Origin of the sequence: Candidatus Corynebacterium faecigallinarum, from assembly GCF_052264515.1 — a bacterium.
Taxonomy (GTDB): Bacteria; Actinomycetota; Actinomycetes; order Mycobacteriales; family Mycobacteriaceae; genus Corynebacterium; species Corynebacterium faecigallinarum.
The window spans coordinates 1-11987 of sequence record NZ_JBQQOC010000040.1 but is presented as its reverse complement, the minus strand read 5'-3'; the positions used below and the strand labels follow the sequence as shown (position 1 = coordinate 11987).

Sequence of the window (11987 nt, the reverse complement as noted above, 5' to 3'; positions counted from 1 at the left end):
CCGGAGAACGTCACCCGGACGATGTGGGGAGACACTAGCTCGGAGCGAGCCACCATGGTCTGCACCAGTCCACACTCTGCGTCGGTGATGGTGATGTCGGGCATGAGGTCATTTCCGGCGAGGATCGGTAAGGGTTACCGTCGCTGACGGGAGGGCTGTTACCGGGAGAAATCAACGGCTTATGGAATTGGCCGATGACGCTGATGCTCCTGACCCCTGCGTGAGGGAGACCTTCCGGTCGGGGACGACCAAGACGGACACACGGCCGAGCGCCCACTCCAGGGGGCCTTTACCGATGAACATCGCCCAGAGCATGCATGTGCCGGTGACGCACAGCGCCAACGGCCAGAAGGGGTCGAGTGCCAGAAACCCACCCATCGCCTCGACACCGCTGTCCACATTGTCCTCGCCGAGGATCCAGAACTCCCACACCACGATATGGGTGACATAGGCGGTCAACGGCATGGCTCCGACGATCCGCACCGGCCACAGGACATGCCGCAGCCGGGTACTGCACAACAGCACGCAGCCGCCGATCACGGCGAGGGCGAAACCACCCGAGCCGATCGCTTCCCCCAGCCCGGAGGAATGTGGTTCGGACTGAAGCTGCGAGATCAACATTGAGGCGCCCTCGTCCGCGCCCCGGTTACCGATCGGTCCTATCACCCCGTATCCGAGAACAACCAGCACGGACCCGCCGCCGAGGAGCCACCAGGCGTTGTCGGTGCTCTCCCGGAGGACCTTTCCCGCGCCGAGCCCGGCGGCCAGGAACGCAGTCCAGAGGGGGAACGGGTAATGCCAACTCAGAAGGAGCGCGACGGTGTCCGGGTCGTCCGTCGCACTGCCACCCCAGGCTTCCTCGATGCCGCCGACGACGAACGGCATGACCAGCGCCAACGTCGCGGCGATGAGGAACAGGGTACGGGGCCGCAGGGTGAGCATGGCCGCCCCGATAAGAAACAGGACGCCATATGTCTGGAGGATGATGTGGACGGGTACATCGGTGACGGTGAGTAGAACTCCCAACAGCCACAGCAGGATCGCACGGACAACCAGTCGTTTCCGCTGCACGGACACGCTCGTGGCGTTCCCTGGACCGTTCGGGGCAGGCGTGCGGGGAGCGGTCAGCCCCAGCGACAGCCCGGCCAGCGTGGCGAAGAGAATGGAGGAGTGGCCGTCGACGATTCCGCTCCACGTGTCCGGTTCGGTCCACACGATCGGGGTCGTGGTGACGAGGTGTGCGGCGAACATCCCGAATATGGCCAGGCCGCGGGCGCAGTCGACACCGGGGCAGCACTCGTGGCGTCCTGCGCCGGTGACGGCGGATCGGAATGGCAGGGGACAACGGCCCAGCAGGAACAGCCGTCCACCCCACCCTCGGGAGGATCCGGTGGCGACGAGTCAACGCAGGGTGACGCCCGTGGCCTCGACCAGCAGGGTGTCAGCGCAGGTCATCCCTTGGCCGCGGAGGCCGGGACGAGGATGCTCGACCAGGGCGGAAATGCAGTCGATGCGGCCATCGCCGCTGCTTTCGCGGTATCCGTCGTGGAACCCTATGCCTCCGGCATCGGTGGCGGTGGATCAGCACTGATCGCCGACCGGGACGGTCAGACGGAGGCCGTGGACTACCGCGAGGTCGTCGCCCAGGACGGCCAGATCCCGGCGTCCAACACCGGGATCCCGGGTTTCGTCGCCGGCATGGCTGAACTCCACGAACAACGTGGGACGCTCGAGTGGGCAGAACTGCTGGCCCCGGCCGTGGAGATGGCCGAGGGAGGAGTACCGGTCACCGAGACTTTCGTCCAACGCCGCGATGCCGGTGGCGCGGCAGCGACGTCCGGCCTGGCGCAGTTCGCGCCGGGTGGCGTCCCGGTGCAGGTGGGTGACGAGATCGTGCAGGATGATCTCGCGGCCACTTTCCGCACACTTCAGGATCAGGGGCCGGAGTCGTTCTACACCGGCGAGCTCGCTGGACTGCTGTCGTCGGAGGTGGACGGGATCGACGAGGCGTCCCTCGACGCATATTCGGTGCAGCACAATGAGCCGCCGCAGGGCACGGTCGGGGACTACGAGATCGTGTCCTCGGCGGCGGCGCTTCCGGGCGTGGCGCTGATCCGGATGATGCAGAACCTGGACAACGGAGGCATCAGCGAGGTCGACCCGAATTCTGTCGAGCACATCCGGCGCGTTTCCGAGGAATGGGCCGGCGCGGAGCAGATCGCGCAGACCGAGCTGGGCGACACCGACTTCGTGGATGTGGACTATGACGCAATCCTCGGCAACGGCAGCGGCAGCGGCAACGCTGACGGCGAGGAGGAGCCTCTGGCCATGGGGGACGCTCCGGCCAGTGACAGCGAGAACATGGATAAGCCGGGGAACACCACGCACATCACGGTGGTGGACGGAGACGGCACGGTGGTGTCGATGACGAACACCCTGACCGAGTTCTGGGGGTCCGGCCAGGAGGTGGGCGGGTTCTTCCTCAACGACCAGCTCAGTCGGTTCTCCACTGTGACCTCGCCCAACAACCATCCGGAACCGGGACGACGGTCGGTGACATGGTCGAACCCGACGATGGTCCTCGATGGTGAAGGGCGCCCGGTCCTGGGGCTCGGCACTCCCGGCGGGGCGAACATTCTCAGCATTCTCGGCAATACCCTGTCACGCTGGGCGTTGCAGGGACAGTCGCTGGAGGACGCGGTGGCAGCACCGCGCTTCCGCCTCGATTCCGCGTCCGGTTCGCTGTTGGTCGAGCAGGCGTTGCTGGACGATCCGGTGGCCGACCAACTGCCTGAACTGGGATGGCCGACGCAGACCGCGGCCGAAGGTCTCTTCGGTTCCGTCAACGCCCTGGAGATCGACTGGGAGCAGGGCACTGTGTCGGGGCCGACCGACTACCGGTTGGAAGCAGGAGTCGTGGTGTCGGACGCGGAGTGAGATACTGCCCGACCGGTGCTCATGCCTCGGTATGACGGTGGGGGACACCACAGGATCCGCCTCCGGAACGATGTGACAGGTGCAGGTCACGCAGCAGAATCAGCACCATGATGTTCTTGACCAGCGCACTGACCAATGCACTACGATCCGAGACCACGAAACTTCTCAGTCTTCGGTCGACCCTGGTGTACACCATCCTGATGGCGGGCTCGCTCTTCGGTACGGCGACACTGATCGTGCTGTTCAGTCCGGGCGATCCAGTGACCATGGACTGGGCGAAGCTGGGGTACGGCTACCAGATCTTCCAGCTCATCGCCGTCGTCTTCGCGGCGGCGACGACCGCCGGTGACATCCGAAACCACCTGCACGCCCAGGCCTTTCTGACACAGCGGGGACGCTGGCAGTGGGTCGGTGCGAAGATCATCGTGACCATGGTGTTCGTGGCGGCGTCCTACCTGGTCGGCACAGCGTTGTCGCTGGGCATCAGCGCCGCGTTGGGGGCGGAGCTCATCCTCGGCGCCGGAGAGACAGCGTTCTACGTCCCCTTGATCGGTTCCATGGTCTTCGCCGCCGTCTCGGTTGGCCTGGCCTGTGTGATCCGCAGCCAGGTGGGGGCGGTCGCCGTTCCTGTGGCCTGGATGCTGCTGATCGACGGCATGCTCGGGATGGCCGCGGAGTCCATGGAGATCTTCCGTCCGCTGGCGATGATCGCCCCGGGGCAGCGGCAGGAGCAGCTGATCAGCGGGTTCGACCCGCTGGACCTGGGGTTGTCCACTGCGGCCTGTTACGTGATCATCCTGGGTTGGCTCGTGGTGGCCTCTGGCGTGGGACTCTGGCGGAACAGGCGCTCTGACGTGCGGTAGTGGTGTCCGGTAACCGCCGTCGTCCCCGCCGGTGCGTCAGCACCCGTCACCATCGCTCACGCTGTGTAATGACCGAGGCGGTGGCAGGATACTCCGCATGGCCACGGACGGTGAGCAGACGGTGATACGGCAGGCTCGTGCAACGGGGACTAGAATCGTGACATGGCATACAATCGGACTGAACCTGACATCAAACCCCGCTCCCGGGATGTCACTGACGGCCTGGAGAAGACCGCGGCCCGCGGTATGCTCCGCGCCGTCGGCATGGATGACGGCGACTGGGACAAGCCGCAGATCGGGGTGGCGTCGTCCTGGAACGAGATCACCCCGTGCAACCTGACCTTGAAGAAACTCGCCGGCTTTGCCAAGGAGGGCGTGCACGCAGCGGGGGGCTATCCGCTGGAATTCGGCACGATCTCGGTGTCCGACGGGATTTCCATGGGCCACGAGGGCATGCACTATTCACTGGTGTCCCGGGAGGTGATCACCGATTCGGTGGAGACGGTCATGTCCGCCGAACGGCTGGACGGGTCGATTCTGCTGGCCGGCTGCGACAAGTCCATCCCCGGGATGCTCATGGCGGCGGCGAGACTGGACCTGTCCTCGGTGTTCCTCTACAACGGGTCGACCATGCCGGGCACTGCACGGTTGTCGGACGGATCGGAGCGCGAGGTCACCCTGATCGACGCTTTCGAGGCCGTCGGTGCGTGTCGGGCAGGGAGGATGTCCGAGCAGGATGTGGATGCCATTGAGCGGGCGGTGTGCCCGGGAGAGGGGGCGTGCGGTGGCATGTACACGGCGAACACGATGGCATCCTCGGCCGAGGCGATGGGGATGAGCCTGCCAGGATCTGCCGCACCGCCGGCGATCCACCGCAACCGCACCATGTACGCCCGACGCTCGGGGGAGGCGGTGGTCGGACTGCTGGAGAAGGGAATCACCGCCAGGGACATCATCACCCGGGAATCGCTACTGAATGCAGTAGCCGTGGTGATGGCGTTGGGGGGGTCCACCAATGCTGTGCTGCACCTCATGGCGATCGCGAATGAGGCCGGGGTCGATCTGACGCTGAAGGACTTCAACGACGTCGGCGACCGCGTCCCGCACCTCGGTGACCTCAAGCCCTTCGGACGGCACGTGATGAACGACGTCTTCAAGATCGGTGGCATCCCGGTGGTCATGCGTGCTCTGCTGGACGCCGGGCTGATCAACGGGGACTGCCTGACCGTGACCGGCAAGACGGTCGCGGAGAACCTGGCGGAGATCAACCCGCCGGATCCGGACGGCACGATCCTGCGGAGCCTGGATGACCCGATCCACCCCACCGGTGGGCTGAGTATTCTCCACGGGTCGTTGGCTCCGGAGGGGGCGGTGGTCAAGAGTGCAGGCTTCGATGCCGACGTCTTTGAGGGCAATGCCCGGGTGTTCAACCAGGAGCAGCCGGCGATGGACGCTGTGCTCAACGGCGAGCTGAAGAAGAACGACGTGGTCATCATCCGCTACGAAGGGCCCAAGGGCGGGCCGGGCATGCGCGAGATGCTGTCGATCACCGGCGCGATCAAGGGTGCGGGAATCGGCAAGGACGTCCTGTTGATCACCGACGGTCGTTTCTCCGGTGGTTCGACGGGGCTGGTCATCGGCCATGTTGCTCCCGAGGCGGTGGACGGCGGACCGATTGCATTTGTCGAGGACGGCGACCGGATCCGGGTGGACATCGCCGCCCGCACCATTGACCTTCTGGTTGAAGAGACTGTGCTTGCTGAGCGGGCCGAGGGATGGGTGGTGCCGGAGAATCCCCGGCTGCACGGGGTGCTGGGTAAGTATGCCGCGCTCGTGAAGTCCGCGTCCGTGGGCGCGGTGACGACGTAGGGGGTTGAACTATCTGACCTGGCGACGCACATCCAGGGCACGCGGTAGGGCTGATGGTCGTCGCACCACTGGGGCTCTTACAGTAATCTCTCGCGGATCGTGAACGGGTCGGCCTTGGGCTTGGAGCGGGTGCGTGCGTCAGTGGCGTCCCTCAGCTTCAGGGCGCCACCCGCGTGGATGCGGCGAACATCCCCGCAGCAACGACCACGATGAGGGTGGCGGTGGCGACGACGGTCCCGGCGTCCCACCCGGCGAGGACGGCCCCGCCGACCGCGCCGGCGATCGTCACACCGAGGTAGGTGCCGGAGGTGTTGAGTGCGCTGGCCGCCTTGGACCCGTCACCGGCGGTGGTCGCAAGACGTGCGGTGAGGGCGGGTGACAAGCTGAATGCGCCGAGGGCCTGGACGGCGCCGAGGCAGACCAACACCACGATCAGTGGGAGCGAGTTCAGCGGTGCGGCCAACCAGAGCAGCCAGGATCCGGCGCAGCCGACGGCCAAGGTCAACAGTGACACGACGATGGTGCGCAGCGGGCCGATCCTGTCCGTGAGTACCCCGCCGATCCACACGCCGACGATGCCGCCGAGTCCGGAGACGGCGAAGGTGACCGCCCGGAGTTCATGGTCGGGGACCGCCCCGGCGAGGAATGGTGCGAAGTAGGTGAAGGCCATCATCGAGCAGGACATGGCCACCACGTTCACGCCCAGGGTCCGGGCCACCGGCGGGGAACCCAGGGCGCGGAGCTGCCTACCGACCGGAACAGCGTCCTCACCCTGACCGTCGGACACCATCGTCGAACGGGTCATGACGATGGCCAGCAGCGCGCCGACGGCGAGCACGAGGAAGCTGCCTCGCCAGCTCACGGCCTGGGCGATGAGGGTTCCGGCGGGCACGCCGAGGGCGATCGCACCGGTGACACCCAGGGCGACGATGCTGATGTAGCGTCCGATCTTCTCCGGCGGCGCCTGGGCGGCCGTCCACGCGAAGATGGCGGGAGTGGATGCCCCGGCGCACAGGGCGGCGATCACGCGCAGGGCCATCAGCACCCAGAAGTCCGAGGTTGCCGCTGCGGCGAGGTCGCCGGCGAGCTCGGGGAGGATGCCGGCGATGACGTAGTCGTCGGTGTAGAGGATCAGGGCCGTGAAGAGCAGCGCGAACAACCACCGGGGCATCAGTGCGTCCTGCCCGAAGCGGACTACAACGCCTCGGTGAGCAGGGTCGTCATCCCCCCGGGTGACAGGGCACCGTGGCTGGTGGAGGCATCGAAGGTCATGCCGACCATGAGGGTCTTGATGGTCATCGCCGCCTGCGACGTGCGGTCGGCAGGGACGCCCAGGCCGGTGAGGACGGCGGTCACCACGGGAAGCATGTCGCCTGACATGTGGTCGGTGATGTCCCGGAAGACGTCCTTGGTCCGGGAGGCCATCATGAACTCGCCGAGCACGATGTTCTCCCGGCGACGGTCCTCGTCGAGGGGGAGCAGCTCGCCGAGTACTGCCACGGCGGTCTCCACGGTGTGGGTTCCCGGAGTTCCGCTGAGGTCGTGGGATTCCAGGCGGCGGTCCATACTGTCACCGACATCCTCCGCGGCGGCGGCCAGCAGGTCATGTTGGCTGGGGTAGGTGTTGCGAATGCTGCCGACGTTGAGTCCGCTCTCCTCGGCGACTGTGCGGAAGGACAGGCCGTCGACACCTCTGGTCACGATGAGGTGCAGGGCGGCGTCGAGAATCTGTCGGCGACGCTGGTCAGGATCCACGATCTTCGGCATGGCCGCTAATTTATCACGGGTGTGATAAAAAGTGGAACCGCCCCCACCGGACGCCCCAACGTCCTAGCATCGACCCTGTGCTGAAACCATCCCCACGCCAGCTGAAGCTCGCGCTCAATTTCTTCCCGCCCTATGTCGGCTCCGGCATCCGCATGCGCTACATCGCCGACGACGGATCACGCGTGGTGACCACCCACCGTCCCCGGCGGATCAACGCCAACCTCGTCGGCACCGCCTTCGGCGGTACGATCCAGACCATGACCGACGGGTTCTACCTGTTCATGGGGATGACCCGACCCGGGAGGGACTACAACGTGTGGGATGCCGAATCCCACGTGACCTACCTCAAACCGGGCAGGGGACGCATCACGGCGGACATGCGCACCGATGACGCCACCTTCGACCTCATCCGGGAGAGGACCGCCGACGGGTCGAAGCACCTGCACTGGTTCACCACCGAGATCACCGACTCCTCAGGTGATGTCGTGGCGACCGTGCGTAGCCGGGTCTACTTCCGGCTCAAGGAGAAGGCGAGGGCGCGCGTGCCTCAGCGCACCTCGTAGCGGCGTGCCTGGTCGGCGACACCGGCGAAGCGGAACGGGCCCGTGGTCACCTCGGCGGTGACCTGGTCAGAGCTGGTGCCGTGCGGTGCCGAATGCAGCGCGCGGTACTCCTCGATGCTCACCGGGACCCGGGTGTCCAACAGGGTGGCGGCACGCTCCGGGTTGCGGCGCTGCAGGTAGCCGGGCTGCACGACACCTGTGAGGAACTCGGAGACACAACCGGAACCGTAGCTGAACAGGCCGATGCGCTTGCCGGCCAAGTCGTCCTCGTGGTCGATCAGCGAGGCCAGGCAGGAGTACAGCGAGGCGGTGTAGCTGTTGCCGAGGCGACGGTTGTAGCGCGAGCCGGTCTCCAGGCCGGTGTCGCGGCCGTCGGCCTCGTCACCGGGGTTCAGGGCGGTGCTGATGTCGTCACCGCTGACCTCGCGCAGCCGGGCCTGGGCCTTCTTCGCCATCTTGGTGTACGGCTGGTGGTAGATGACCCGGTCGATGTCGCCGATGGCAGGGCCGCCCTGGGACTGCAGGTCAGCCCAGGCGTCCGAGACGGCGTCGAGGTAGGCGCCCACGGAGAGGTGCCCGTCGACCACGGCGGTGGTGGTGTCGTTGGGACGCCAGAAGTCGTCGACGTCGGTGGTGGAGATGCCGTTGGCCGGCTCGATCTCCAGCAGCTCCGGGTCGGCGGAGACCAGCATGCCGACCGCACCGGCCCCCTGGGTCGGCTCACCGGGGGAATCGAGCAGGTAACGGGCATTGTCGGAGGCGATGATCAACACACGCTCCTGCGGGGAGCGGGCGACGATGCCGATGGCGGCCTGCAGGGCGGCGGTGCCGCCGTAGCAGGCCTGCTTCATCTCCACGACGCGCACGGAGTGCGGCAGGCCGAGCAGCTTGGCGGCGGAGATGCCGGCGGCCTTCGACTGGTCCACACCACTCTCGGTGGCGAACAGCAGGGTACGAATCCCCTCGATGCCGTTGCGCTCCAGCAACGGCTTGGCCGCCGCGGCACCCATGGTGACGATGTCCTCGTCCTCGGCGAGCATGCTCATCTCGGACTGGCCGAGGCCCAGGACGTACTTGCCGGGGGCGATCCCGGCGTGGTCGGCGAGTTGCGCCAGGTCGACAACGTGGTGGCCGGTGGCCATCTCCAGGTCGTGGATACCAATTGCGGTCATGATCTTCTCGCCTTCTCTATCGTTCCATGCTCAGATGGGTGGACATCAGTTCGCCGGGGTTGGTCTGTGCGGCCAGCAGGGAGAGCTCGCCACACAGCACCGTTGCGGCCACCAGGGAGGCCAGGCGACGGGAGTTCTCCCCGACCTTGCGGTTCTCCCGGCAGCCCATGCGCTCAAGTGCTTCGGTGACATCGTCGTGGTGTTTTCCACTGCCAACGGTACCCACAATGATATTCGGAAGGGTGCAGGAGAAGTACAGTCCGTCCTCCCGGGCCTCGGCGTAGGTGATGCCCTGGGAGCCCTCGACGATGTTCGCGGCGTCCTGCCCGGTCGCCAGGTAGATGCCCAGCAACATGTTCGCGTAGTGGGCGTTGGCCGAGCGCAAAGCACCGGCGATCGTGGAGCCGACCAGGTTCTTCTGCACCACGATCTCGGCGATGGCTGATGCGGTGGTGCGCAGGCGGCGCTCGACGACCTCGTGCGGCAGGAAGAGGTCGGCGACGACGTTCTTGCCGCGGCCGAGGATGCCGTTGACGGCGGTGGCCTTCTTGTCGCTGCAGTAGTTACCCGACACCGACCCGTAGAACAGTCCGAGGTCCCACGACAGGATTCGTTCCATCAGGGCATCGGCGCCTTTGGTGACCATGTTGTGGCCGGAGGCGTCGCCGGGGTGCAGCTCGAAACGCACGTAGAGCAGGTTGCCGACGATCTCGGTGTGCAGGTCCACGAGTTTTCCGTGGCTGGTCGTGGTCGACACGGTGTCCTGCAGGTCCTGCAGACGGCTGGTGATCGTGCGGGACGCTTCGGCGGCGACCGCACCGTCCTCGGCGGTGAACAGAACGGACCTGGTCATACACTCGGAGACGACGGTGGTGCGGATGCCGTCCGGCACCTCCCGGGAGATGCTGGCGCCACGCCCCACCGAGGGCCACAGCGGTGTCTCGAAGGTCGCCAGAGGGACCTCCACCTCCTCGAATCCCGACCCGTCGGTGAATGCGGTGCCACTGACCCGCAGCGGTCCGACCCACTGGGTCGGGATCGCGGTCGTGGTCGGCTCTGGTCTGTTCAACGCGTACCTTTCTGGGGCAACCGCCGGGGAGGAGTCCATGCGGCAGCTGTCTTACGGTGGAGAGCTTCTACTTCACAGTAGATTACCGTCCAGGGGCGGCGCGAAAACGGAAAGCCACCGTAATAGGTGTTCCCGCAGCGCAGTGCCACCCCAGGGGGATCAGTGTGACGGGAGGGGCGGGCAGAAGTCGTGTGACTGACGCAGTACGGTCAGGAAGTTTGCTCTAATGACAGCAGGAACTTCTTGGCGTCGGCCCCGCCGAGGTAGCCGCCGATCCCTCCGTCGCTTCGCAGCACGCGGTGGCACGGGACGACGACCGGCAAGGGGTTGGACGCACAGGCGGAGCCGACCGCGCGGACGGCCTTCGGGTTGCCGGCGGTCTCGGCGAGTTGGGCATAGGTGCGGGTCTCTCCGTAGGGGATGTCGCGTAGGGCCCGCTGCGCGGTACGGCGGAAGGAATGGCCCGGCAGAGACAGCGGTAGGTCGAAGTCGCGCCGGGTGCCGTCGAAGTACTCCTCGAGCTGGGTGGCGGCGGCATCGAGCTCGGGGGAGGGGGCGGTGTCTCCGGTGCCTCCGGTGGATTCCGTGACTGTCTCGGCCGTCAGGGCGTCCAGCACGGCATCGAACCCCTCGCAGTCGAAAGCGATGCGGACCAGATCATCCGTCGTGGCGGCCAGCAACAGTCGACCGATGGGCGAATCGACGATGCAGTAGGTGATGTTGCTCATGTCCCAATCCTACGTGACCTGCGGATTGTCACGTGGGGCGCAGCTGCGTCGTCTGGTTGGTATGGCACATCTTGACATCATGAAGACCCACAAACGCACCTACGCCGCCACCACGACAGCGAAGCGCCGCGAGACCTGCGTCGGTCCGTGGCTACCGGAGGTCGTGCCGGAGGATGCCATCCCCGCTGACTGCGACATGCTGGACGCCCTGGCGGACGCGCTGAACAGCGGTGGTCTCAGCCGTGCCGCCCGCAATCCGACCACCGGGCTGCAGATCCAGCAGAACCCCGGGAAGATCATCCGACGGAGTTAGTCGATCGGGGCGACGCGGATGAGGTTGCCGTCCGGGTCGGCGGCGACGAAGGTGCGTCCGAACACGTCGTCGTGGGGTTCGGAGACGATGTGGACGCCACGGTCGCGCCAGTCGGTGAAGCGCTCCTCGATCTCCTCGGTGGTGCCGAGGCAGAGGCACAGTTCGCTGGCGCGGCCCGGCGCCGCCTCCGGTGACAGTGTGTCACCGGTGAGGTCGGAGCCGCTCCATACGGCGAACTGGACGCCGCCGGGCAGGGTGAAGGCGATGAAGCGAGGGGACTCGAAGCCGGGGGTGATGCCGACGAGGTCGCTGTAGAACTTTGCGGATGCGGCGGCGTCCTTGACGTAGACGATGAACATGTAGGGGTTCGGGGTGGTCATGGTGCTGTCCTTTCTGGTTGTGGCTGTGGCACCGGGGCCGGTGGCTGACAACTCTGATGGTGGAGCGGTACCCTGACATAAACTGTCAGGGTTCAGAAAAACTCCCGGAAAAATTCTTCCGGAGGGTGCCGGAGGCTTCGGACGGCAAGGACATGGCGACGGGAAGTGACCGCCTGCAACGGTTGTTCGACCTGGTCAGCGTCCTACGGGCGCGGGGCCGGACGACCGTGTCCGAACTCGCCGGGGACCTGGGAGTCTCCGCCAGGACAATTCACCGCGACCTCGCCTCCCTCATGGACGCCGGCGTGCCGGTGGTGACCGAGCCA

The 11987-nt window shown here is 66.3% G+C and carries 13 protein-coding genes; 6 read left to right on the top strand and 7 right to left on the bottom strand.

Annotated features, from left to right (window positions below; genetic code table 11):
- Positions 1-171: 171 nt before the first annotated feature.
- A complete protein-coding gene (locus tag ACTXPP_RS13375) occupies positions 172-1251 on the bottom strand; it encodes a DUF418 domain-containing protein (RefSeq protein WP_301495750.1) in 1080 nt (359 codons plus the stop codon).
- Between ACTXPP_RS13375 and ACTXPP_RS13370 the strand changes: the two genes are divergently transcribed.
- From ACTXPP_RS13370 to ilvD, 3 genes are all read left to right on the top strand, one after another.
- Positions 1237-2937 carry a gamma-glutamyltransferase gene (locus ACTXPP_RS13370; RefSeq protein ID WP_443342581.1) on the top strand — a complete coding sequence of 567 codons (1701 nt, stop codon included), beginning with the start codon at positions 1237-1239 and terminating at the stop codon, positions 2935-2937. The genes ACTXPP_RS13375 and ACTXPP_RS13370 overlap by 15 nt on opposite strands.
- A 107-nt stretch (positions 2938-3044) precedes the next feature.
- Positions 3045-3800, top strand: a complete 756-nt coding sequence (locus ACTXPP_RS13365; protein WP_301495753.1) for an ABC transporter permease subunit — start codon at positions 3045-3047, stop codon at positions 3798-3800.
- Positions 3801-3962: 162 nt separating this feature from the next.
- Positions 3963-5669: a dihydroxy-acid dehydratase gene (gene ilvD, locus ACTXPP_RS13360; RefSeq protein ID WP_301495755.1), complete on the top strand. Its 1707-nt coding sequence runs from the start codon at positions 3963-3965 to the stop codon at positions 5667-5669.
- A 157-nt stretch (positions 5670-5826) separates the two neighbouring features.
- Here the strand turns inward: ilvD and ACTXPP_RS13355 are convergent, their stop codons facing one another.
- Both ACTXPP_RS13355 and ACTXPP_RS13350 read right to left on the bottom strand, forming a co-directional pair.
- The gene (locus tag ACTXPP_RS13355) at positions 5827-6840 is read right to left on the bottom strand and encodes an MFS transporter (protein WP_301495757.1); all 1014 of its coding nucleotides are present in this window, start codon (positions 6838-6840) and stop codon (positions 5827-5829) included.
- Between the two features lie 23 nt (positions 6841-6863).
- Positions 6864-7436: a TetR/AcrR family transcriptional regulator gene (locus tag ACTXPP_RS13350; RefSeq protein WP_443342579.1), complete on the bottom strand. Its 573-nt coding sequence runs from the start codon at positions 7434-7436 to the stop codon at positions 6864-6866.
- A 77-nt stretch (positions 7437-7513) separates the two neighbouring features.
- Between ACTXPP_RS13350 and ACTXPP_RS13345 the strand changes: the two genes are divergently transcribed.
- Positions 7514-7999, top strand: a complete 486-nt coding sequence (locus ACTXPP_RS13345; protein ID WP_443342577.1) for a DUF4442 domain-containing protein — start codon at positions 7514-7516, stop codon at positions 7997-7999.
- Here ACTXPP_RS13345 and ACTXPP_RS13340 read toward each other — a convergent pair.
- The 3 genes from ACTXPP_RS13340 to ACTXPP_RS13330 all read right to left on the bottom strand — a co-directional run bounded on the left by ACTXPP_RS13340 (position 7984) and on the right by ACTXPP_RS13330 (position 10968).
- A complete protein-coding gene (locus ACTXPP_RS13340) occupies positions 7984-9171 on the bottom strand; it encodes a hydroxymethylglutaryl-CoA synthase (protein ID WP_443342575.1) in 1188 nt (395 codons plus the stop codon). The two genes, ACTXPP_RS13345 and ACTXPP_RS13340, sit on opposite strands and share 16 nt — an antisense overlap.
- 16 nt (positions 9172-9187) lie before the next feature.
- A complete protein-coding gene (locus tag ACTXPP_RS13335; protein ID WP_301520179.1) occupies positions 9188-10240 on the bottom strand; it encodes a hydroxymethylglutaryl-coenzyme A reductase family protein in 1053 nt (350 codons plus the stop codon).
- Between the two features lie 209 nt (positions 10241-10449).
- Positions 10450-10968, bottom strand: a complete 519-nt coding sequence (locus tag ACTXPP_RS13330) for a methylated-DNA--[protein]-cysteine S-methyltransferase (RefSeq protein WP_301520180.1) — start codon at positions 10966-10968, stop codon at positions 10450-10452.
- 79 nt (positions 10969-11047) lie between these two features.
- Here ACTXPP_RS13330 and ACTXPP_RS13325 point away from each other — a divergent pair, with 79 nt between their 5' ends.
- Positions 11048-11281, top strand: a complete 234-nt coding sequence (locus tag ACTXPP_RS13325) for a hypothetical protein (RefSeq protein WP_443342573.1) — start codon at positions 11048-11050, stop codon at positions 11279-11281.
- Here ACTXPP_RS13325 and ACTXPP_RS13320 read toward each other — a convergent pair.
- Positions 11278-11661: a VOC family protein gene (locus ACTXPP_RS13320; RefSeq protein ID WP_443342571.1), complete on the bottom strand. Its 384-nt coding sequence runs from the start codon at positions 11659-11661 to the stop codon at positions 11278-11280. The two genes, ACTXPP_RS13325 and ACTXPP_RS13320, sit on opposite strands and share 4 nt — an antisense overlap.
- Before the next feature lie 125 nt (positions 11662-11786).
- Here ACTXPP_RS13320 and ACTXPP_RS13315 point away from each other — a divergent pair.
- Positions 11787-11987: helix-turn-helix transcriptional regulator (locus ACTXPP_RS13315; protein WP_443342569.1), on the top strand; the 201-nt coding region annotated here is incomplete at its 3' end.